Annotated in this window: 18 protein-coding genes and 1 rRNA gene; 8 read left to right on the top strand and 11 right to left on the bottom strand. The window is 72.2% G+C overall.

The genetic code is table 11. The annotated features are described in order from the left end of the window. Both rrf and EXE50_RS16160 read left to right on the top strand, forming a co-directional pair. A 5S ribosomal RNA gene (gene rrf, locus EXE50_RS16165) occupies positions 1 to 113 on the top strand; the annotation flags it as partial. A gap of 268 nt (positions 114 to 381) precedes the next feature. Then, entirely contained in the window at positions 382 to 1215 is an 834-nt protein-coding gene (locus EXE50_RS16160) for a hypothetical protein (RefSeq protein WP_233561614.1), read from the top strand. A gap of 24 nt (positions 1216 to 1239) precedes the next feature. Here the strand turns inward: EXE50_RS16160 and EXE50_RS16155 are convergent, their stop codons facing one another. After that, entirely contained in the window at positions 1240 to 1542 is a 303-nt protein-coding gene (locus EXE50_RS16155) for a hypothetical protein (protein WP_053771482.1), read from the bottom strand. 124 nt (positions 1543 to 1666) lie between these two features. Between EXE50_RS16155 and EXE50_RS16150 the strand changes: the two genes are divergently transcribed. Further along, the gene (locus tag EXE50_RS16150) at positions 1667 to 2554 is read left to right on the top strand and encodes a DMT family transporter (RefSeq protein WP_121599606.1); all 888 of its coding nucleotides are present in this window, start codon (positions 1667 to 1669) and stop codon (positions 2552 to 2554) included. A gap of 60 nt (positions 2555 to 2614) precedes the next feature. Then, a complete protein-coding gene (locus EXE50_RS16145) occupies positions 2615 to 4189 on the top strand; it encodes a HAMP domain-containing sensor histidine kinase (RefSeq protein ID WP_053771481.1) in 1575 nt (524 codons plus the stop codon). Positions 4190 to 4259: 70 nt separating this feature from the next. Here EXE50_RS16145 and EXE50_RS16140 read toward each other — a convergent pair whose 3' ends face one another. Next, positions 4260 to 4760: an SRPBCC family protein gene (locus tag EXE50_RS16140; protein ID WP_053771480.1), complete on the bottom strand. Its 501-nt coding sequence runs from the start codon at positions 4758 to 4760 to the stop codon at positions 4260 to 4262. Positions 4761 to 4853: 93 nt separating this feature from the next. Here EXE50_RS16140 and EXE50_RS16135 point away from each other — a divergent pair, with 93 nt between their 5' ends. Together EXE50_RS16135 and EXE50_RS16130 are read left to right on the top strand one after the other, a co-directional pair. Beyond that, entirely contained in the window at positions 4854 to 5780 is a 927-nt protein-coding gene (locus tag EXE50_RS16135; protein ID WP_053771479.1) for a DNA-3-methyladenine glycosylase, read from the top strand. Positions 5781 to 5920: 140 nt separating this feature from the next. After that, positions 5921 to 6361 carry a DUF555 domain-containing protein gene (locus EXE50_RS16130; protein ID WP_053771478.1) on the top strand — a complete coding sequence of 147 codons (441 nt, stop codon included), beginning with the start codon at positions 5921 to 5923 and terminating at the stop codon, positions 6359 to 6361. A gap of 118 nt (positions 6362 to 6479) precedes the next feature. Here the strand turns inward: EXE50_RS16130 and EXE50_RS16125 are convergent, their stop codons facing one another. From EXE50_RS16125 to EXE50_RS16105, 5 genes are all read right to left on the bottom strand, one after another. Beyond that, positions 6480 to 6713 carry a UPF0058 family protein gene (locus EXE50_RS16125; RefSeq protein WP_004598519.1) on the bottom strand — a complete coding sequence of 78 codons (234 nt, stop codon included), beginning with the start codon at positions 6711 to 6713 and terminating at the stop codon, positions 6480 to 6482. Between the two features lie 236 nt (positions 6714 to 6949). Continuing rightward, on the bottom strand, positions 6950 to 7129 hold the full coding sequence (locus tag EXE50_RS16120; RefSeq protein WP_053771477.1) for a hypothetical protein: 180 nt from the start codon (positions 7127 to 7129) through the stop codon (positions 6950 to 6952). Between the two features lie 124 nt (positions 7130 to 7253). Next, positions 7254 to 8309 carry a transcription initiation factor IIB family protein gene (locus EXE50_RS16115; protein ID WP_053771476.1) on the bottom strand — a complete coding sequence of 352 codons (1056 nt, stop codon included), beginning with the start codon at positions 8307 to 8309 and terminating at the stop codon, positions 7254 to 7256. 314 nt (positions 8310 to 8623) lie between these two features. Continuing rightward, entirely contained in the window at positions 8624 to 9937 is a 1314-nt protein-coding gene (locus tag EXE50_RS16110) for a Zn-dependent hydrolase (protein ID WP_053771475.1), read from the bottom strand. Between the two features lie 87 nt (positions 9938 to 10024). Beyond that, positions 10025 to 10357, bottom strand: a complete 333-nt coding sequence (locus EXE50_RS16105) for a hypothetical protein (protein ID WP_053771474.1) — start codon at positions 10355 to 10357, stop codon at positions 10025 to 10027. 88 nt (positions 10358 to 10445) lie between these two features. Here EXE50_RS16105 and EXE50_RS16100 point away from each other — a divergent pair, with 88 nt between their 5' ends. Then, a complete protein-coding gene (locus EXE50_RS16100) occupies positions 10446 to 10658 on the top strand; it encodes a PLDc N-terminal domain-containing protein (protein ID WP_053771473.1) in 213 nt (70 codons plus the stop codon). Between the two features lie 48 nt (positions 10659 to 10706). Here EXE50_RS16100 and EXE50_RS16095 read toward each other — a convergent pair whose 3' ends face one another. The 4 genes from EXE50_RS16095 to malA form a co-directional block, all read right to left on the bottom strand. Continuing rightward, positions 10707 to 11735: a sodium:calcium antiporter gene (locus tag EXE50_RS16095; protein WP_053771472.1), complete on the bottom strand. Its 1029-nt coding sequence runs from the start codon at positions 11733 to 11735 to the stop codon at positions 10707 to 10709. 3 nt (positions 11736 to 11738) lie between these two features. Then, positions 11739 to 13229, bottom strand: a complete 1491-nt coding sequence (gene malQ / locus EXE50_RS16090) for a 4-alpha-glucanotransferase (protein WP_137705555.1) — start codon at positions 13227 to 13229, stop codon at positions 11739 to 11741. Between the two features lie 87 nt (positions 13230 to 13316). After that, a complete protein-coding gene (gene gghA, locus EXE50_RS16085; RefSeq protein ID WP_137705554.1) occupies positions 13317 to 15914 on the bottom strand; it encodes a glucosylglycerol hydrolase in 2598 nt (865 codons plus the stop codon). Then, complete coding sequence (gene malA, locus EXE50_RS16080; protein ID WP_053771469.1) at positions 15911 to 18016, bottom strand: alpha-amylase MalA; 2106 nt, start codon at positions 18014 to 18016, stop codon at positions 15911 to 15913. Before malA ends, gghA begins: the two co-directional genes overlap by 4 nt. A 128-nt stretch (positions 18017 to 18144) precedes the next feature. On the opposite strand from malA, the gene EXE50_RS16075 reads away from it, so the two are divergent. After that, a complete protein-coding gene (locus EXE50_RS16075; protein ID WP_199241446.1) occupies positions 18145 to 22860 on the top strand; it encodes a glycoside hydrolase family 15 protein in 4716 nt (1571 codons plus the stop codon). The last annotated feature ends 27 nt before the right edge of the window (positions 22861 to 22887 follow it).

Genomic DNA, 22887 nt, shown 5'->3' with positions numbered 1-22887 from the left:
CAGAGCGGTAGGGAAACACCCGTACCCATTCCGAACACGGAAGTTAAGCCTACCAGCGTATCGTGAAGTACTGGAGTGAGCGATCCTCTGGGAACCACGAGTCGCCGCCTGCCCACTCATACGGGAATACTCCCACCACAGCCCACGGACAACGCGTCCGTGGGCTTTCTTCATATCCAACGAGTGACAGCGACGCGTCCGATTCGGTGGACACTGACTCGATGGTGTGGTTGGCGTCCATCGAGGCGGCTGAGTCAGGGTACCGTCCGTCAGCGACTGCGCCGTCCAGGAGCTGAGTCGAAGATTGTCTCGGCGGAACCGTATCAGTACTAATACTTTCGTCCGTAAGTTTATCACTTCTGTCGCTGAAGTCAATGTAACATGGGCGGGTCGGACGACGCGGTTCGACTGTGCTGCGGCGACGAGCCGTCGCTTCGCGACGGCGTCGCTTCGGACCGCGTCGTCTCCGTGTTGTTCGGCACCGACGTCGAGGCGTGGCGGAGGGGCTGGAGTCGGACCGTAGCGGGGCCGCCGGCACGGGAGGCGGCGGTGGACGTGAACGACATCGCTCGGAGCGGGGCCACCGCGTCGACGCAGGTGGTACCGAACAACGGGCTCGCGTACACGGTGCTCGGCCGCGACGCCGATGGGGAGCGCGTGCTCGACGCCGTTGGCGATCACCTCGACGGCGTTCCCGAGGGGACGGTCGACCTGTTGGTCGACGACCTCGCGCCCGTCGCCGCGCGGGAGGGCGTCGACGTCGCGGTCGGGTTCGCGGACCGTCTCCGTGAGCGCTTCGCCGACGAGGCGAACCGCGTCCTGCTCGGCTGTTCCGCCGAGTGCTCCGCCGAGTTACTGTCACGCCTCGACGCCCTCGTCGACGCTGACGCGACCGCGACGGCGGCGGTTGAACGGCTCTCGCGCGACGACCCCACCACCTTCGGGTACGTCCGTCGTCACTGGGCAGAGGCCAAGCGCGGTATCGAGGCGTGCGACCGGAACTACCCGCAGTCGAAGCAGGTCCACGCCGCGCTGACCGACCCGGAGACGACGCCGCGGACGCTGGGGGCGACCCTGTCGGGGTTGGTCACGCTCGGCGCGCTGGAAACGTGGGGAGACACGGTGGGACCGACCCGGTACGACCTCACCGCGTACCGGCCGGATCGGACGTCGGCGATCGGCGCGGCGCTCGAAGCGGACGACGTCGAGGAGTGAGACGTCGCCTCCCGGCTCGGTGTGTCAGCCGCCGGTTTCGTCCCGCTCGTCGGTCTCCGCGATGCGTCTGAGGTCGGTCTCAACGACGGTGCCGTCGGGCTCCAGCGTCACGCTTCCGAGGGCGGCGGTCTCACCGGTGTCGTACCGGGCGTCGACCGCCGCCAGCGTCCGGCGCCTGTCGAGCCGGTCCCAGACGGCCTCCGCGACGAGCGACTGGAACGCCTCGGGGTCGGTCCACCCGGCGTCGATGTCGGAGGGGACGCCGACGACGACCCGGAGCTCCGTCTCGGCGACGCGAATGCCGACGCCGAACGTGTCCGCACACATGGACGGTCGTTCGCGACGGGGGGTGAAATCACCGTCGGCGGCGGACATGACGGCGACCGCGCCGACTCGCACGCTCGACTCTCGAAACCGGTAAGCACTCCCCGCTCGAATGGTCGAAGACTCGATGAGTTCGACGCCAGCGGTGTCGCCGAGGGCGGGGCTCGCGGCGGCGGTCGTCGCGGTGAGCGCGGGCGCGATCCTCGTCCGCCTGAGCGACGCGCCGAGCTCGGTCGCCGCGTTCTACCGAGTGCTGTTCACGACCCTCCCGTTGGCCTCGGTGGCGGCGTGGCGGTACCGCGGGGAGTTCGGCCGGATCCGGTCGCGCGACCTCGCGTTCGCGGTGCTGTCCGGCGTCGCGCTCGCGATCCACTTCGCGGCCTGGTTCGAGAGTCTCCGGTGGACGAGCGTCGCCGCGAGCGTGACGCTCGTTCAGGCGCAGCCGGTGTTCGTCGCGGTCGGCGCGTGGCTGCTGTTGCGCGAGCGCGTCACGCGGCAGATGGCCGCGGGCATCGCGGTCGCCGTGGCGGGGATGGCGTCGATGTCGCTCGGCGACTTTCTGGGGGGCGTGGCGGTCGGGGCTCGCCCGCTGTACGGCAACGCGTTGGCGCTGGCCGGTGCCGTCGCCGCGGCGGGGTACGTGCTGGCCGGTCGCTCGCTGCGGCAGCGGATCTCGCTGGTCCCCTACGTCACCGTCGTGTACGGCGTCTGCGTGGTGGTCCTGCTCGCGTTCGTGCTCGCCGCCGGCCACCCGCTGACGGGGTACCCCGCCCGGGAGTGGCTCCTGTTCGTCGGGCTCGCGGTCGGACCGGGGCTCCTCGGCCACACGGTCCTCAACTGGGCGCTCGCGCACTTGGAGTCGAGCGTCGTGTCCGTCTCCCTGCTCGGTGAGCCGGTCGGCGCGACGCTGCTCGCGGCCGCGCTGCTGTCGGAGACGCCCACCCCGGCGACGGTCGCCGGCGGCTGCGTGGTCCTCGTTGGTATCTACGTCACCGCGACGACGAACTCGTCGTAGCGTTTTCAGCGCCGATATTTTGGGGTGAACGTTCAAGACCGCCGAACCGGTGGGTAAAGTATGGACCGGCGAACGGTCGTCGCGTTCGTTGGCGACGACGAGAGCGCCAGCGAACGCGTGGCCCGTTCGGTCGAGGCCGCGTGGAACGGCGCGGGCGGCCCGTCCCTTCGGACGCTCGCTCCCACTGACTTCGGCGAGGACCGAGGCGGCGAGGAGCCGCTGAAAGACACGTGCGGGGTCGTCGTCACCGCCTCGGCCGTGGCGGACGACGTCGTCACGGAGAGACTCGTCGCGCTCCCGTCCCACGTGCCGGTGATCGCGCTCGTCGAGGACGCGTCGACGGCGACGATCCGAACACTGCTGGCGGCCGACGTGGACGACGTGGTCGAGGCCGACGACCGCGGCCGTCACGTCGGGGGGGACGCGGTCGACCCGCTCGCGGAGCGGATCCGGGGGCAGATGAGCCCTGACCGCGTCACGCTCGGAGGCGACGGCGTCGCCCGGCTCTCCGAGGTGTTGCTCGACGCCGGGACGACGCTCATGAGCACGCGCACCGACGAGGTCGGCACGAAGATCGAGTGGACGATGGAGAACGTCGGCGAACACGCCGAACTCGATCGGATCGTCTGTTACCGCGAGGAGGACGGCGAGTTCGTCCCCGCCTACGACTGGTGTCCCGAGGGGTTCGACCCGGCGCCGAGGCCGTTCGACGACTTCCCGGACCCGGACCTGCTATCGACCTTCGGCAACGTCGCACGCGGATCCTCTCCGGCCGAGGACGACTCGGAGGGCAACGACGACGCGGGCCTCGCCGGGCCGGCGGCGACGGTCCACGTCCCGCTCGTCGTCGACTGGGAGCTCAGCGGCATCGTCGCGTTCGAGTCTGACGACTGCCGCGTCTGGACGGACGAAGAGGTGAGCCTGTACCGAACCCTCGGCGACCTGATCGCGCACACGATCGCGCGCAACGACCGCCGAGAAGCGCTCCGCAGGCAGGCGGAACAGCTGGAACAGTTCAGCGCGGTCGTCTCGCACGACCTCCGGAACCCGCTGAACGTGCTCTCCGGCTACCTGTCGCTCTCCGAGGACGAACTCACGTCGTCGCGGTACGACGCCATGAGCGGCGCGGTCGACCGCATGGAGACGCTGATCGACGACCTGCTCATGCTCGCGCGTCGCGGCGAGGCGATCGGCGACACGGAGCCGGTGCCGGTCGCGGCCGTCGCCGAGGACGCCTGGGACTCGGTGCGCGCGCCGAAGGCGACGCTCACGATCGCCGACGAAATCGGGCGCGTCGAGGCAGACCCGAGCCGGCTCCGGCAGGCGCTTGAGAACCTCTTCCGGAACGCGATCGACCACGGCGGTCCGGAGGTCTCGATAGAGATCGGTCCGCTCACCGACGGCGGCGATGTCGGCGGGATGTACGTCGCTGACGACGGGCCCGGCATCCCGGTCGGACTCGTCGATACGGTGTTCGACTCGGGCGTCTCCTCGGCCGACAGCTCCGGGATCGGCCTGGCGATCGTCGACCGGATCGTCGAGGCGCACGAGTGGGACATCGATGTCCGGAACGACGGCGGCGCGGTCTTCGAACTCACCTTCGACACGGACGCGACGCGGGTCGCGGCGCCGTAACGTTCGGTCGGCGTCGTCGTCGCCGCGACCCGGTCAACGTTCGTCGGACTCTCAGTTTTCGGCGAGCGGCTCACTCCTCGGCGAACCGTTCGACGGTTCGGCGGTGCCGATCGCGGAACATCCCCTCGAATCCAACCTTCGCCAGCGGCCCGACCGCGTCGCCCAGCGGGCCGAGCGGCAGCCGATAGGCGACCGTGTCGACGAGGAGCGTCTCGTCGCCGTCGGCGTAGAACGCGTGGGTGTGTTCCCACCGTCGGAACGGACCGCCTTCCATCACGTCGACGAACCGGGCGGAGCGCTCCGGGGACGCCGTGCCGTCGGGCTCGCGCTCGGCGATCCGCGAGGTCCACCGCTGTCGCGGTCCGGCCCCGAACGGGCGGACCGACATCTCGATCTCCGAGCCCGCGACGAGGACCTCGGGGTCGGGCGACCCGTCCGCCCCCGCGACGCTGTCGACGCCGAGACGCATCCAGTCCGGGGTGAGTTCTCGCAGTCCGTCGACCGTGGAGTGAAAATCCCACACGTCTTCGATCGGGGCCGGCACCCGAGTCGTCCGCCTGTACGTCGGCATACCCGCGGTATGGTGCGGGCGGACAAAAAGCCGTCCTCGGCGGCGGTTCTGGGACCGAAACCCGCATGCCCGCGCGCGGCGTGAGACGAGACGATGGAACGCGGGGCGATCGACGTCGGCGATCTGGCTGGACCGTTCGATCTCCAGGCGACCCTGGAGAGCGGACAGAGCTACCTCTGGAACCGCGCGGACGGCGAGACCTACGACGAGCTTCACGCCCACGGCGGCGACGCGTGGTACGAGACCGTCGTCGACCCGATTCCCGGCGTGACGGAGGAACGCGTCGCGGTCCGGGTCAGACAGGAGGGCGGCGTCCACGACGGGCGGCTCCGCTGGGAGGCCTCGACGGACGCCGAGCCGCTGTTGACGCACCTGCTCCGACTCGACGACGACCTCGACGCGATCTTGGACGCGACGCCCGACCTCCCGCTGCTGGAACGGGCCTACGACGCCTACGAGGGGATGCGACTGACCCGCGACCCGGTATTCCCCTGTCTGATCTCGTTCATCTGCTCGGCGCAGATGCGGGTCGCGCGGATCCACGGGATGCAGCGGCGGCTCCGGGAGACGTACGGCGACGCGGTCGCGCTCGGCGACGAGACGTACCGGGCGTTCCCGACGCCGGATCAGCTGGCCGCGCGCACCGAAGAGGAGCTCCGCGACCTCTCTCTGGGCTATCGGGCGCCGTACGTCCAGCGCACCGCGGAGATGGTCGCGAGCGGCGAGGCCGATCCCCTGGCTGCGGCCGACCTCCCCTACGAGGAGGCGCGGGAGTCGCTCACGCGGTTCGTCGGCGTCGGGAACAAGGTCGCCGACTGCGTGCTGTTGTTCTCGCTAGGCTTCCTCGAAGCGGTGCCGCTCGACACCTGGATCCGCACGACCATCGAGGAGTACTACCCCGACTGCGACCGCGGGAGCTACGCGGCGACCTCCCGCGCGATCCGCGAGCGGTTCGGCGGCGAGTTCGCCGGCTACGCGCAGACGTACGTGTTCTACTACCTCCGCGCCGGCGGGGAGTGACCGACGGGCCCGCGTCCGCGGACGCCGGCGTCTCCGCGGGAACGAGCGGCCGCGAGACGCCCGCTCGCCGACCGCGTCGGCCGCCGAGAGTCGGTCCCGTCCGAAGTTTGATACTCGTTCGCGTGGTACGCTCGGCTGTGATGGACTGTCGAGTCGTCGTCGAGGCCGCGGTCCCGGTGTACGACGTGGAGACCCCCGACGAGGCGGTCCGGATCGCCATCTCGAAGACCGGCGAGATGCTCAACCCGGACCTCAACTACGTCGAGATCGACACCGGCACGCGGACGTCGCCCAGCGGCGAGCAGCTCGACCCGGCGTTCGTTGCGGCCGACGAGGCGCTCGTCGCCCTCGAACTCCGGATGGACGTGTTCAACGTCGACCGCGACGAACACGCCAGCCGCGTCGCGCGCAAGGAGATCGGCAAGCGGCTCCGTAACATTCCGCTGAAAGTGCTCTCGGTGACTGAGATAGCCCCCGAAGAGAGCGACCGTCCGGAGGACTCCCCGACGGCTGAAGGAACGCCGGAGTCGGAAGACGGCGAACTCGATCCCGGCGACGACGGGCCGGCTGACGGTCGCTGAGCCCCGAGAGCGGTTCGGACACCGCCGGTCCGCGGGCGAGAACGACACGGGACGACGGACGGCGGCGTCGCTGATCGGTGAACGGTCGGTCGGCGAGGAGCGGCGCGCAGTAGACGGTTCAGTCGGCCGTCGGGGCCAGCGGCTCCGATTCGGACGACTCCATCGGCTCGGTGATTCCTTCGGTCAGCTTGAAAACGGCGGCTTTGTGGTCGGTCTTCGACTTGTGAATCGATGTCGGCTTGACGCCCAGTTCCTCGTAGGCTTCGAGGTCGACGTCGTCGTCCCAGAACTCGCACTGTTTTCGTACCTCCGCGAGGAGACCGTGAAGATGGATGAGCTCCTGCTTCTTCATGAGTACCAGTCCTTTACTACCGGAGGTTTATATTATTATCTTGAGTCACGTTACCATGCTGTTCGCGTATTTCGCGAGTAGCGGGGCGGAGAAGTGGATTCTCGATAGATCTATCAGGATCGTTTGCGACCGTCCGGAGCGGTCGCCGGCTCGCGAGCGACGGGCGTCGCTACGCGGTCGGTCACCGGGCGACCGGAAGGATCGGCATCGCGGGCCGGCCGTCGCGCCGGCGTGCGCTACTGGAACTGCTTGACGGCCTCGAGGTCGCGTTCCGTCCGCATGAACTCCGTCAGGCGGCGCGTCGCGTGACACGCCGAACAGGTGAAGTTGGACCGCAGATCCTGAAGCTCGGCGGGATTGTCCTGCCACTCCTTGCCGCACTCCGGACAGACGAGTCTGACGAACGCGTCAACCATGTCATCCAGTACAGGCGGCCGCGTTAAAAACGTGTGTGGCAGGCGATCCGCGACGGTCGGCGGGTCGGTCCCGCGGCCGATTCGACGGGCCGACCCCGCGATCGGTTACGACCGCATCGCCCGCTCAGGCGCTCGCGGTTCCGCTCGCGTCGAGCAGCTCCTTGTACCGGTTCCTGATGGTGACCTCCGAGACGTCGGCGACGTCGGACACCTGGCTCTGGGTCACCTTCTCGTTCGACAGCAGTGCCGCGGCGTAGACGGCGGCCGCGGCGAGGCCGACCGGCGACTTGCCGCTGGTGATCCCCGCGTTCGCGGCGTCGTCGAGCAGTTCGCGCGCGCGCCGCTCGGTCTCCTCCGAGAGGTCGAGCCGCGAGACGAACCGGGGGACGTAGCTCGTCGGGTCAGCGGGTTGGACGCGCAGTCCGAGCTCGCGGACGACGTAGCGGTACGTCCGGGTGAGCTCCATCTTCTCGACCCGCGAGACCGCGGTGAACTCGTCGAGGCTCCGGGGGTTCCCCACCTGCCGTGCGGCGGCGTACAGCGAGGCGGTGGCGACGCCCTCGATCGAACGGCCCGGAAGCAGGTTCTCGCTCAGCGCCCGGCGGTAGACGACGGAGGCGGTCTCGCGGACGGTGTCCGGGAGCCCGAGGGCGCTCGCCATCCGGTCGATCTCGCCGAGCGCCTGCTTGAGGTTGCGCTCCTTGGAGTCGCGGGTGCGGAAGCGCTCGTTCCAGGTCCGCAGTCGCTGCATCCGGCGCCGCTGTCGGCCCGAGAGCGACTTGCCGTAGGCGTCTTTGTCCTGCCAGCCGATGTTCGTCGAGAGCCCCTTGTCGTGCATCATGTTCGTCGTCGGGGCCCCCACCCGCGACTTGCTGTCGCGCTCGCCGGAGTTGAACGCGCGCCACTCCGGCCCGCGGTCGACCGAGTCCTCCTCGACGACGAGCCCGCAGTCGCTACAGACCGTCTCACCGTGTTCCGTGTCCGTGGCGAGCCGGCCGTCGCACTCCGGACAGGTGGTGATCCGCTCGCGCTCGTTCTCCGTGCGCTCGTCGACGCTCGTCGACTCCGCTCCCGCCGCGTCCCTCGTCCGGGTGCGCTCGCCGGACGCGGGCGCGTCGCCTCGGTCCGCGAGTCGGTCCCGTTCCGTGCCGCCGTCGCTGTAGGTGTATGTCTCTGTCATGGGCTTGCTCCGACGATCCCCCGACGAAAATACAGCGAGGTCCGCAATCGCCAGTCTGTTAACATGTAGTTAGTGGTGAGAACATATAAATATGTCGCTATTGACGATAGTGGGCGAAAGACGAAATTCGCCTCTGGAGGAGGAAAACGGCCGTCAGGGCGGCCTTGACGGTCCGATCGCGACGACGCCCGGACCGCCGTTCGGGCCGCGCGATCGTATATATACTTCACTCTCGGACCGCTCCGGGCCGGGGTGTCCGACAAATAAAGCGGCTGTGCCGGGGCGCTCGCGCGCGTCGCCCTCGCCTGCGGCCGTCACGGGTCGCCGGCGGCGACGCGCGCCATCGCCCCGGCGAGCACCTCGGTCGCGGCGGCGCAGTCGGCCCAGTCGGTCCACTCGCGCGGGTTGTGCGAGATCCCGTCGCGCGACGGGGCGAACAGCAGCGACGCGTCCGCGACGCGCGCCACCCGCATCGCGTCGTGGGCGGCGCCGGAGTGGAGGTCGACCGCCTCGCGGTCCGCGGCGTCGGCGGCCTCGTGGGCGGCCTCGCGGAGGCGGTCGCTCATCGGCGTCGGCGCCACGTCGAACGGGCGCTCGAACGCCGTCTCGACTCCGCGCTCGCGCTCCAGCCGCGCCAGCGACCCGCGCGCGGCGTCGACGATCGACTCCATCGACTCGGCCTCCACGTCGCGCACGTCGACGCCCGCCTCGACGCGCCCGGGGACCACGTTCGTCGCGTTCGGCGCGACCGACAGCGACCCGACCGTACCGACCGCCGAGGGCGACGACGACTCCACGATCTCGTTCGCGGCGCGCTCGACGTCCGAGACGAACTCGCTCGCAGCCGCCAGCGCGTCCGTCCGCTCGTCCATCGGGGTCGCGCCCGCGTGGTTCGCCTCCCCGTCGATCGTCGCCTCGCAGTGGGTGATCCCGGTGATCGTCGTCACGACCCCGGCCGCCGCGCCCGCCGCCTCCAGCGTCGTGTCCTGCTCGACGTGGAGCTCGTAGAACGCCCCCCACGACGCGGGGTCTACCGTCGTCGGCGCGCCCTCCGCGTCGGTCGGCGTGGCGGCGTCGACCGCGTCCCCGCCGCGGTAGCCGATCCGGTCGAGCGCCTCGCCGAGCGTCTCCCCGTCGCCGTCCGACAGCGCGAGCGCCTCGTCGAGGGGTAGCTCGTCGGTCGCGACGGTCGATCCCAACAGCCCGTTGCCGAAGGTGCCGCCCTCCTCCTCGGTGAAGCTCACGACCCCGACCGGCCGGTCCGGCTCGACGCCCTCGTCGCGCATCGCGCGGACGGCCTCCAGCGCGGCGTACACCCCGAGCGGCCCGTCGAAGATGCCGCCCTCCGGGACGCTGTCGAGGTGGCTCCCCGAGACGACCGGGGCGGCGCCCGGGTCGGCGTTCTCGGGAGTCCAGGTCCCGAGGACGTTCCCGACGGCGTCGACGGTCACGTCGAGGCCGGCGTCGCGGAGGCGCGCGACCAGCCGGTCCCGGGCCTCCCGGTTGGCCTCGGTCCCCGTTCGGTTCGTTCGGGCGTGCGCGTCGGCGTCGTCCGTCTCGACCCGGCCGAACGCCGCGTTCGCCTCGATGTCCGCGCGGAGCCGGTCCGCGTCGACTGGGAGGTTCATACCGGCACCGGGTCCCGCGGGATCAAAACGGTTCGGGCTCCGGCCGGGCGCTCGGCGGCACGACCGCTCGTCGCCGGCGCCGCGCCGTCACTCGTTCCGCCGCGCGAGCCAGTAGCCCGCCGACCCCGCTCCGAGACCGGCGGCGAACGAGCGCTTCGCCGCCGGGCCGTCGAGCGAGCGCGCGACGGCGACCCCGAGCGCCGCCCACGCCAGCGCGACGCCGACGGTCCGCCCCGGTCCGCCCCGGAGCCGCCGACAGCCGGCGATCGTCCGCGAATGCCGATAGAGGTAGCCGGCCGCGAAGCCGACCGCGAACGGGCCGGCCCGGACCTCGTCGCCGGCCGCTCGCCACCGCGCGAGCAGGACGCCGACGCCGAGGCACTCGATCGCGGCGCCGAGCGCGCGCACCGCGTTCACCATGCGAACGGTTCGCACTCGACGCGAAAAGCGGTTTCGCCGGGCGCGGATCCGAAAGCACTTGTCGGGGCCCGTTCGTACATAAGATGGCATGTCCCCGTTGCTCCTCCAGGGTGCGGCCGCCGGGATCGCCCTGCTGATCAGCCTCGTGTTCCTCGTCGTCCACCTGGCGATGATCGTGTGGACGTACTCGGACGCGCAGTCGCGGAGCGATCACCCGCCCGTGCTCTGGGCGCTCGTGGTGTTCTTCGCGCCGATCCTCGGCCTCCTGCTGTACCTCATCATCGGCCGAAACTCCTACTGAGGCATCGCCGTCCGGCGACGGTCGTCGCGTGACCGCCCGCGCCGGACCTCACACGCCCTTCAGCACGCTCGTCGCACCGACCGTCTCGGCGACGACCCACGCGACGAACAGCGCGTAGGCCGCGAGCAGCGCGTACGACTCGCGCTCCCCGAGCGCGAGCTCCGTCCGAAGCGTCACGAACAGGAGGACGGTCGCGGCCGTCAGGACGCCGAACATCGGCACCGCCGTCGAGAAGTTCACCTCGACCGCGCCGACGATCAGCACGCCGAGCGGGATCGCGACGAGCAGGTCGAAGGTGTTGGACCCGAGGACGTTGCCGAGGCTCGTCGCGCCGCGGTCGTCGCGCGCCGTCCGGACGCTCACCAGCGCGTCCGGCAGGCTCGTCGCCGCCGCGACGACCGTGACGCCGGCGAGGAACTCCGGGACGCCGAAGGTGGCGCCGAGCGACTCGACCGACGCGACGAGCCGCTCGACCGTGACGACGATGAGCCCGAGGCCGGCCGCCAGCTTCGCCCACTCCCGCCGGAGGTCGACCCCGTCGCGCACGCGCTCCGCCGCCGCGTCGTCGACGTCTTGATACTGGATGAACAGGTAGAGCACGTACAGCCCGAGCGGGATGGCCGCGAGCGAGCGCGGCAGCTCGCCGACGATCGGCTCCGTCGACACCGGGAAGTAGATGACCGCGAGCGCGAACGTCACGACCAGCGCCGAGACGGCGAGCATGTAGAACTGCGCCTCCTTGTACACGATCGCCCGGTTGGCCTCCAGGTCCGACTCTGTCCCGAGGCCGGCGACCGCGGGGATCACGAGGACGTTGAAGATGGCCGACCCGACGAGCGCCCCGACGCCCATGTCGAAGACGCCGGTGAAAGCGGTGACGAGCACGCTCACGAGTTCCGGGAAGCTCGACCCGACCGCGACCACGACCGACCCCTGCACGACGGCCGGCAGCCCGTAGTAGCCGGCGAGGGTCTCGGCGGCCTCCTCCAGCCAGCCGCTCCCGACCCAGATCAGCCCGGTCGCCGCGGCGATCACGAGGACGTGGACGACCGGCGCGTCGGGGAGGATCCCCGTCACGGGCTACCGGACGTGTCGCCCGCCCAGCTCCCGGAGCCGGGCCGCTGTCTCGTCGTCGAGCGCGTCGCGGGTGACGCGCCACTCCCAGTTGCCGGCCATCGTGCCGGGCTCGTTGAACCGCGCGTCGCTGCCGAGCCCGAGCAGGTCCTGGAGCGTCGTCACCGCGAGGATCGCGTCCGACCCCCACACAGCGTCGATGATCGCCCACTCGGGCGACTCCCCGGGCTCGGACCCGACGTTGTACCGGAAGCAGTCGCGCTGCTCGGCCGGGAGGTCCTCGAAGTAGCCGACCCAGGTGTCCGTGTCGTGCGTCGAGGTGTAGCCGACGACGCCCTCGCCGTAGTGCATCGGCTGGTACTGGTTCCCCTCCGCACACCAGTCGGCGTACTGCGGGACGCGCATTCCCGGGAAGCCGAACTCCGCCATCAGCTCCTCCATCGCCGGCTCCTCGAATCCGAGGTCCTCCGCGATGAAGGGGGCCTCGCCCAGTTCGCGCTCCACCGTCTCGAACAGGTCGCGCCCCGGCCCGTCGCGCCACTCGCCGTCCGCGGGGTCGTCGCTGTCGGCCGGGATCGCCCAGTACTTCGCGAACCCGAGGAAGTGGTCGAGCCGCGCCACGTCCGCGAGCTCGAACAGCCGACGGAACCGGTCGAGCCACCAGTCGTACCCCGACTCGGCGAGGTGCTCCCAGTCGTACAGCGGGTTCCCCCACCGCTGCCCGTCGTCGCCCGCGTTGGGCGGGACGCCCGCGACCGCCGTCGGGCGGTTCCCCTCGTCGAGCCGGAACGCCTCCGGGCTCGCCCACACGTCGGCGGAGTCGAGCGCGACGTAGATGGGCACGTCGCCGACGATCGACACCCCCTCATCGGCCGCGACCGCCCGCAGGTCGCGCCACTGGCGGTCGAACGTCCACTGGACGAACTCCCGGAACCGGATCTCCCGGGCGTGCTCGTCGCGCGCGTCGGCCAGCGCCTCGGGGTCGCGCGTCCGCAGCGGGGCGGGCCAGTCGGTCCAGACGTCCTCCGGGCGCGCGTCGGAGAGCGCGCGGAACAGCGCGTAGTCGGCGAGCCACGGCTCGCGCTCGCGGAACTCGTCGAGGGCGGCGCGGTCCGCCTCGGTCGCCCGCTCCTCGAACCGGCCGAAGGCGGTCCGCAACAGCGGGAGCTTGTACTCGCGGACCGCGTCGTAATCGACGCGGCCGGTCGGGAAGTCGGGCACCGGTTCGAGGTCACTCTCGTCGAGCCACCCGTCCGCGACGAGCCCGTCGGGGTCGACGAACAGCGGGTTGCCGGCGAACGCCGACGGCGACTGGTACGGCGACTCCCCGGCAACGGAGAGCGTCGGCCCGAACGGACAGATCTGCCAGTGGTCGACGCCGGCCTCGCCGAGGAACGAGAGGAAGTCGCGCGCGCCCTCGCCGAGGTCGCCGATCCCGTACGCCCCCGGCAGCGAGGTGACGTGACAGAAGACGGCGTCGGAGCGGTCGAATCGCATACGACCCCCTGCGATCCCCACCGACTCAAGCGTTGTGACCGGGCGGGGCTCGCCCGGACGGTCCTCGGAGCCCGGGCGGGCCGCCAGTCACTCCGTCCGCCGCCACACGACCGCGTCCGCCGTCTCCAGCGTCACCGACGCCGTCGAGCCGGCGGAGTCACCCGGCTCGACGCCGAGGTCGGGCGGCGCGAGCGCGACAGTCCACTCGCCGCTCGCGTCGTCGCCGGGGCCGCCGGCGCGCTCCGCTCCGAGGTCGGCGAGGACGGCGGCCGGCGAGACCTCGACCGGCGTCCCCTCCGTGTTACAGGCGATGAGCAGCGTCTCGTCTCCGTCCGGTGCGCGCCGGCACGCCTCGTACACCACGGTTCCCTCGGTCGGGTGGCGGTAGCCGAACGCCTCCCCGCGGTCCGGGTCCACGTCGTCGCGGAGCCACGGTCGCGCCTGCCGAAACTCTCGGACCGCGCGGTCGAACGCGGTCCGGGCCCCGTCCTGCTCGTCCGCCCACCGGTCGAGCGTGAGGTACTCGCTCACGTCGCCGCTCCACGCGAACGAGAAGCGCTGGAGGTCGTCCGCGTCGAGCCCGTTGCCGGCCTCCTCCGCGTCCATCGGCGTCCCCATCGCCGACAACAGCTCGGCGATCAGGTCCACGTCGTAGTCGGTCGCGTCGACGAGGTCGGACAGCGTCGTCGCGACCGACTTCAGGTCGGCGCGCGTCTCGAAGCCGAGCGCCCGAAGCCGCGGGAACGCGTCACCGGTGCCGTCGGCGTCCGCGAGCGCTCCCTCGGGGACGTGCCAGTCGATCCACGGCGCCTCCTCCGCGACCACCTTCACGTTCCACGTCGGGTCGGTGTCGCGGACGAACCCCCACGGCGCGCGGTAGTTGGCGTGGAGAAAGTCCATCGGTACGCCCGGCATCGCGACGTGGAACCAGACGAGCGCGGCGGGGCTGTCGTACGCCTCCCGGATCGTCCCGCGCGGGTCGGCCGCGAGGTACGGGTTGATCAGCTCGCCGCTCCAGTCGTCCGTCACCTCGACCTGCGAACCGCGGCGGAGCGTGTCGTGGTTGGCGACGCCGGTGATCCACCGGCTTCCGAACTCGCCGACCTCGCGCATCCGCCACCACTTCGTCGCCCAGAAGGTGAGCAGCGCCGGCTTGTTGTGCGCGAACGTCACCGGCGACCACTGGAACGCGTGGGGGTGTCGGTCGATCAGGGTGCGGTACGTCGAGGCGAGCTCCCAGTCCTCCCGCGGCCAGGGCCGACCGTCCTCGAAGATCATCCACGGGCGGTAGCCCGTCCCCGCGACCTCGTGGACCACGCCGTCCAACGCGTCGAGGAACGCGTCGTCGTGGACCTGCTCGCCGGTCTCCTCGTCGTGGTAGGTGAAGTCCTGCGCGCCGTCGACCCGGATCCCGTCCGCGCCGAAGTTCGCCTTCCGCCGGTGGAGCTCCAAGAGGATCGCTCGCACAACCGGCTGCCGGTAGTCGAGGTGGAGCCCGTACATCCCGGGCCCCTCGAAGAACGGGTCCGGGAGCAGCTCGGCGGCCGCCTCGTCGGCGTGGCCGAGCGCCACGTCGAAGACGACCCGGATCGGGTCCGGCATCGCGTGGCAGGCGGCGATGAACTCGACGAGCTCGTCGGGCCGGCCCGTCTCCAGCAGCGCCGGGTTCGCGGCGCCGAAGCCGCTCACGACCACGTCGTACCCCCAGTTCCGCTGGTCCGGCCGCTTCACCCCGACCGTCGCGGTCTCGGCGTCGGCGTCCCGGTTCAGCGGTGGGCCGTCCGCCGCCCCTTCCGCGCCGCCCGGCCGCCAGTACCACTGCCGGCCGTACGCCTGCGTGAGCGGCTCGACCGGCATCAGCTGGACCGCGTCGTAGCCGGCGTAGTTGCGCTCGTGCGGGTCGAGCGGTTCGCCGCGCTCCAGCTTGTCGCCGACCTCGCGGAACCGCGCCGCGAGCGCGCGCAGCGACCCGAACTCGGTCGACGTGCCGGGGTGGACCTCCAGCATGCTCGTCGCGGGCTCGACCCGCGGGAAGCCGTCGTCCTCGTCGGTCGGGACCGACTCCTCGTCCGTGCCGAGCGCGGCGAAGTGGTCGCGGTCCGGCCGCGTCGCGTCGAGCCGCGGCCAGTCGTACGCCTCGGCGGGTGCGAACGCCCCGAACGGGAGCGAGCGAGCCAGCGGGTCCCTGACGGTCCGGTACGATCCGTCGCCGTCTGGCTCCGGGGCGACGAGCTGGTAGAGCGCGCCGAGCCGGTCGGCGGTCCCGACCGGGAGCCCCTCGACGGCGACCCAGTGGAACTCGCCGTCGCGCTCCGTCGGGAGCCGGTCGATCCGGAACGAGACCTCCCGGAGGTCTTCGCGGCCGGGATCGACCGCGAACCCGTCGCCGCCGTCGTCGACGGGAGTGAATACCTCCAGGCGCACGTCTTCGGCCGGGACGCCGTCCGCGACGAGATCCGGCGTCCAGAATCCGAACGCGACGCCCTCCGGGGGATCGGTCGCCGGGTCGGCGCCGTCGGGCCGGATGGGGTGCGCGCCGAGCCGGGGCGCGATCTCGCTCGCGGCCGCGAACCGGTCGTCCGCCGACGCCCGGTCCCGCCGCGCGGCGTCGACCAGCGCGGCGGTCTCGTCCGGGAGGACGGACGGGCCGTCCGGACCGCGGTCGGCCGCCCGACCGCCGCTCATGGCTCCGAGACCGGCACCACCGCCACCTCGTCGACGCGGACCCGCTCCGTGCCCTCGCCGTCCTCGACGAGGCAGTCCTCGCCGGTGACGAGATCGCGCTCCCCGTGGTCGAGGTCGAACGCGACGCTCGCGTCGGCCGGCGCGAAGTTGAGGACGACGAGGAGCGTCTCGTCGCCGTCGCGGCGCCGGAACGCGACCACGTCGTCCGGGTGGGCGTCGCCGCTCGCGACGACCGGCTTCTCCGAGAGATTGCCGCTCGCGACGTGGTAGTCGACGCGCGCGAGGTCGCCGTCCGGCCCGAGCGCGGGGTGGTCCCGGCGGACCGCGAGGAGGCGCTCGTAGCGCTCGCGGACCTCCTCGCGCGCGTGGTCCCACGCGATCGCGTCACGGCGCCCGCGCTGCCCGATCTCCTGGCCGGCGTACACCATCGGGACGCCCGGCAGCGTCATGATCGCCGCGCCCGCGGCGGCCGCGGCCGCGTCGCCGCACTCGACGCGGTAGCGCGTCTCGTCGTGGTTCTCGATGTACTGGAGGAACTCGGCGTGGTCCGGAAACCCGATCTCGGCGCGCTGGCCGACCGCGTCGAGGACCGACTCCGCGGGCGCCGCCCCCCGTCCGATCTGCCGGAGCTGGAAGTACAGCGTCGCGTCGAAGTGGACGTCGAACATCCCCTCGTGGAACCCCGGGATGTACGGGATCGTCTCGTCCATCAGGAGGAACTCCCGGTCGATGTCCTTCACGCGGTCGCGGAGCTCCCGCCAGAAGGAGTCGGGGACCGCCCACGCCATGTCGCAGCGGAACCCGTCGACGAGCGGCGCCCACTCGTCGACCACGTCCAGCAGGAACCGTCGCACGTCGAGGTTCGCGTGGTTGAGGTTCGCGATCAGCTCCCAGTCGAAGTACGTGCCCGGCTCGCCCGACTCCTGCCACTCGTAGCGGTCGCGGTACGGCGACGCCGGATTCCGGTAGGCGTCTTGGAACCACTCGTGGTCGCGCGCCGTGTGGTTGGCGACGAAGTCGAACAGCACGCGCATGCCGTGGTCGTGGGCGGTCTCGACGAGCGCCTCGAAGTCCTCGCGCTCGCCGAGGTCCTCGGCGGTGTCGAAGAAGTCGACGATGTTGTAGCCGTGCGGCTTCCCGTCGTGGCCGAGGACCGGGGTGAGCCACAGCGTGTCGACGCCGAGGTCGGCGATCCGCGGGATCCGCTCGGCGATGGCGTCGAACGCCTCGCCCTCGTCGGCGTCGGCGAAGGTGCGGACGAACACCTCGTAGACCGAGGCCTCGCGGGTCCACTCGGGCGGGTCGTTGAGCCGCACCGTCTCGAAGTCGGGCGCGTCCGGGACCCGCACGGCCTCGCTTCCCACGGCCTCGTCGGCCGCGGCCCGGTCGCCCGCGGCGCGCTCGACGGCCGCCGCGTCGGCGACGCTCACGCGCGGGTCCTCGCCCGGGTCTCGCGCGACCGCGACCGCGTGTACCCGGAGCCGGTCCGGCACCGCGTCGAGCGGCACGCGGAGCTCGCGGCCGCCCTCGCTCGCGCGGAGGGCGTCCCGCGGGTTCGTGCGGCCCGCCGCGACGGCGTCGGCCACGTCGCGGTCGTCGACGACGAACGTCACGGCCAGGTCGTCGGCGTCGAGCGAGGACTCCGGGTTCGGCGAGGGGACCGCGGTGAACACCGCTTCCCCGGCGTGTTCGCCCTCCTCGCCCGGCTCCTCGTCGAACACGACGCTCGCTTCGACCCGCACCCGCGGCCGGCCGACCCCCTCGTGTCGCCCCTGCGCGGCGTAGTCGCGCGGCCCGTCGTCCGCGTCCCGGTCGCGGATCGCGGTCCCGCTCCCGCCCGCGACGTCGACGCCCTCGTAGCTCGCCGGGAACGCGCGGACGGTGAGGAGGTGGTCGCCGTCCGGGGCGTCGAGGCCGAGCAGGTAACGCCCCGGCACGTCGGGGGTGAATCCGGTCACGGGGCCGTCGCCGACGGTCGACTCGCTGTCGGGCGGCGCGTCGGCGACGCGCCACGCGTACGCGCCGTCCGGGTTCGGATCTCTCGGTGCAAGCTCCGTCCGCTCGCCGGTCGCGAGGAAGCGCGGGGGTCCGGGGTGGTGCATGTGACGGCCATCGACCCCCGGGGCCTTCGGTGTTGCTCTTGTGACGGTGACCGCGCCGCGGCGCCGACCGCCGCGCGGTTACCCGCCGCGGTCGTCAAGGCTTTTACTCCGGCAGGCGCAGGGCGGGTATGCGACTGCGTACCGCCCTAACGGAGCACGAACGTCGGCGCGGAGAGCGCTACCCGGCGGAGCACTCGATGACCGCCGGCGCGTTCACCGGCGACGACGGCCGACTGGTCCACGTGGGGCCGGACGGGACCGTCCACGACTGTTCGTATTCCCTCTCCGAGGTCGGCGGCGCCGACCGCCTCCGGACGGGGATAACCGCCGGGCGCGGCGTCCGCTGGTTCGACGACCTCGAGACGACCCGCCAGCACTACGACGGCGACACGCCGCTCGTCGAGACCGAGTACGACGCCGGCCGCTACACCATCCACCAGTTCGACCTGGTGGTGGGCGACACCCACCTCACCCACGTCGAACTCCGCGGCTCGCCCCTGGCAGACGCCGAGCTCGTCGCCGCCTACGCGTTCTCGCCCGACATGGTCGAGGGCCGCGTCGGCAACATGGTCCACGACGGCGCCGGCCCCGAGGACGGCGGCGTCGTCGAGGTGTACCACCGCACCGAACACGACTTCCTCACGGCCTCGACGGGCCTCTCGAACGCCCACGGCCAGCGCCTGCGGACGATCCCGGAGCTGCTCGGCGAGGGCGGCGACGGGTTCCCGCACCGCGGCGAGATCGACCGGCGCGAGGACTCTCGACTCACCCCGGACGTCGTCGTCCGCGCCCCGTTCGAGCGCGACGGCCGCACCGAGCGCGTCACCCTCGCCGGGCGCGCCGTCGTCGACCGCCGCGACGCGCGCGACACCGGCGACGACGCGAAGGACGCCCTCACCGACGGCATCGACCGCCAGCGCCGGATCGAGGCCGTCTCGAACATCGCGACCGCCTACCCCGACGCCGACGACCTGCGCGAGGCCGCGGACGGCCGCGGTCCGAACGTGCCCGAGGACGCCCCCCGCCGCTCGGTGATCGCGAGCGACCTCCGCGCGCTCGACCTGCTCACCGCGGAGTCCGGCGCCCGGATCGCCGCGCCCGAGTTCGACCCCTTCTACTCCACCTCGGGGGGCTACGGCTACACCTGGTTCCGCGACGAGGCCACGGTGTCGACCGCGCTGCTCGACGCGAGCGAGGAGCTCGGCCTCGACGCCGGCGAGGAGTTGCTCGCGGCCGCGAGCTTCTTCTGCCGGACGCAGGACGCCGACGGCTCGTGGCCCCATCGGGTGTGGGCCGACTCCGGGAAGGTCGCGCCCGGGTGGGCGAACGCCCGGATCGAGGGCGCGAACGCGACGCCCGGCCCCAACGACCAGCTCGACCAGCCCGCGACGGTCGTCGCGTTCCTCGCGACGCTGCGCCGCGAGGCCGACCTCCCCGCCGAGTGGCGCGACCGGATCGACGAGACGATCGCCGACGCCGTCGACTTCCTCCTCGAGACGACCGAGGACGACGGGCTCCCCCGCCGCTGTCAGAACTGCTGGGAGAACGCGCTCGGCCGGTTCACCCACACCGGCGCCGAGTACCTCCGGGCGTTCGCCGCGGTGGCTCGCGCGCCGGTCGACGAGGGGCTCCGCGCCGACGCCGCCGCCGCCGCCGACGCGGCGCTGTCGGGCCTTGACGCCCGCTGGAACCCCGACACGGATCGGTTCCTCCAGCGAGCAAGCGACGAGGGGCAGGACGCCCGCGCCGACGCCAGCACCTTCGCGCTCGCAACGGCGGCCGCCGAGTACGCCGCCCTGCTCGACGACGAGGCCGCGCCGGGCGACGCCGCGGCCGCCACCGACGGCTCCGGCCCCGCCGGCGTCGACTCGGTCGCGACGACGGAGTTCGACCGCTTCCTCGACCGGGTCAACACGCACGTCCGGCAGACGATCGACGCGCTCCGGCGCGAGACCGCCTCGGTCGAGGGGCTCGTCAGGTTCACCGGCGACGACTGGCGCACGGCCGAACAGGGCGCCGCGAAGGTGTGGTCCATCGCGACGCTGTGGGGCGCGACGGCCGCGGCGACGCTCGCGGGCGTCGTCGACGAGCGCGGCGGGGCCGCCGGCCCGCTGTTCGCGGACGCCCGCGACCTGTACGAGCTGTGCGGCCCGGACGGCCCCTTCGTCAACGAGGCGGGGCTGTTCGCGGAGCAGGCGTTCGACGACGGCGACCTCGACAGCGCGACGCCCATCGCGTGGTCGCACGCGCTCCGCATCGACGCGACGGTGACGCTGGCGAGCCACGGCGAGCTCCCGGTCCCGCACGACCGCGAGAGCGGGCCCGAGACGGGTCCGCACTGGACGACCGGCCGGAAGTTCGGCCTCGGCACGCCGGGCGACTACGACGCCGAGGACCCGGTCCCGGTGTGGTTCACGCTCACCGAGGGGGCGCTCACCGAGGCGCGGTTCCCGCGGATCGACGTGATGAACGTCCGCACGTTCGACTTCCTCGTCGCCGACCCCGACTCCGAGTACGCGATCCGCACGTTCGACGAGACGGGCCACGTCTCGGCGACGGAGACGATCGAGCGGACGACGGAGCCGGCGGCCGACGACGCGCTCGCCTACGTCCAGCGGATCCGCGAGACCGGCGACGGCCACGGCCACTCCTGGACGCTCCGGGTCGAGTACGCCGTCGACACCGACGGGACGGCGATCCTCGCGGACGTGCGGTTTGAGGGGAGCCGCGAGTACGACGTGTACGCGCTCGCGGACGTCACCATCGCCAACGTCGGCACGAACGACCGCGCCGAGCGCGTCGACGGCGACCGCGGCGCGCACCTGATCGCGCGCAAGGACGACCCCGACCGCGACCCGGGCAAGCTCGTCGACGACGAGGGCGAGCCGTTCGACCCCGCGCTCGCGCTGGCGAGCGGCGACAGGTTCGACTGGGCGAGCGCGCTCGCGGCCGGCGGCGAGGCGGCGGACGCGCTGTTCGGCGACGGCGAGCGCGACGACGAGTCGGCCGAGGCGGTCGGCAACGTCGTTTTGGCCGGCCTCGTCGGCAGCGGCGAGCGCGTCGTCGACACGGTCGCGCTCGGGTTCGCCGAGGACGCCGACACCGCGGCCGCGCTGGGCGAGGCCGAGGGGGCGCTCGCGCGCGGCTTCGACGACGCCGCGGACGCGTACGCCGAGACGTGGCGCTCGTGGCTCGCGGACCGCGAGCTCCCCGACTCGGTCGCGGACGACCCCGGCCTCGCGGCGCAGTACCGCTTCGCGCTGATGACGCTCGCGGCCGTTGAGGACAAGGCCCACGACGGCGCGGGGATCGCGAGCCCCTCGGTCCCGTGGGGCGAGACCGAGTACGCCGCCGAGGACCGCGGCTACGGCTACAACTTCGTCTGGTCGCGGGACCTCTACCAGGTGTTCACGGCGCTGATCGAGATGGACGACCTCGAACGAGGCGCCGACGCCCTGGCGTACCTCTACAACACGCAGCAGGACGACGACGGCTTCCTCCCGCAGAACACCTACATCGACGGGCGGACCCGGTGGGGCGGCGAGCAGATGGACAACATCGGCTTCCCTTCCGTGATGGCGTGGCAGCTGTACGAGCGCGGCGTGACCCTCGCGGACGCGGACTACACCTACGACCAGGTCGCCCGCTCGCTCGATTACATCGCCGAGAACGGCCCCGAGACCGCCCAGGAGCGCTGGGAGGAGGAGGCGGGCTACTCGCCGTCGAGCATCGCGGCCGAGATCGCGGGTCTCGTCTGCGGCGCCGCGCTCGCGCTCGCGGAGGCCGACCGGCGCGACGGGGCCGAGGAGGCGGGGAGCGGGGCGGCCGAGTCGCCCGAGTCGCTCCGCGCCGACGCGCTCGCGTGGCTCGCGCTCGCCGACGACTGGACCGCCCGCGTCGAGGACTGGTGCGCGACCGCGACCGGCACCGACCGCCACGAGCGGACCCCGTACTACGTCCGGATCACGGCCGACGGCGACCCCGAGTCCGGTCGCCCGCGCACGATCGCCAACGACGGTCCGACGTACGACGAGCGCGAGATCGTCGACGGCGGCTTCCTCGAACTCGTCCGGCTGGGGATCAAGCCCGCCGACGACCCCGTGGTCCGGAACTCCGTCGCCGTCGTCGACGATTCGATCCGCGTCGACACCCCCCACGGCGCCGCTTGGTACCGCTACGTCGGCGACGCGTACGGCGAGATCGCAGTGGGGGACCCCGGCGCGCCGTGGGCCGGGACCGGCGACGGCCGCGGCCGCCTCTGGCCCATCTTCACCGGCGAGCGCGGGGAGTACGAGCTCCGCGCTCGCGGCGACGGCCCCGACGCCTTCGGCGGCACCGACGAGGACGCGCTCGAACCCGAGGCGCTGCTGGAGACGATGGCTGGCTTCGGCAACTCCGGGCTGATGCTCCCCGAGCAGGTGTGGGACCGCGAGCACCCGACGAAGTACGGCTGGGAGTTCGGCGAGGGCACCGGGGGGGCGACCCCCCTCGCGTGGTCGATGGCCGGCTTCGTCCGGCTGGCGCACGGCGTCGACGCGGGCGAGCCGGTCGAGACGCCGACCGTCGTCCGCGACCGCTACGTCGACCGCGACCGCCCGGCCGGTCCCGACCTGACGGCCACTGCCGAGTTCGTGGAAAATTCGGTCGTCATCGCCGGTGAGACGGACGCCGAGCGTGTGGCAGTTCACACGCGGCAGACGTCGCGGCTCGTCTCCCCCGGCGCCGACGGCGCGTTCGAGGTCGACCTCGACGCGGACACCGACGCCGACACGGTCGTGGTCGCGGCCGCGACCGACGACGACTTCGAGGCGGCGGGGACCGCAGTCGAGCGGCTCCGCCTGTAGCGCGTCGCGGCCGCGTCAGGCCGCGGA

This window comes from Halorubrum sp. ARQ200 (genome assembly GCF_005435115.1).
Taxonomy (GTDB): Archaea; Halobacteriota; Halobacteria; order Halobacteriales; family Haloferacaceae; genus Halorubrum; species Halorubrum tropicale.
The sequence above is the reverse complement of the archived record's forward strand: the minus strand, read 5'-3'. Positions and strand labels throughout refer to the sequence as shown.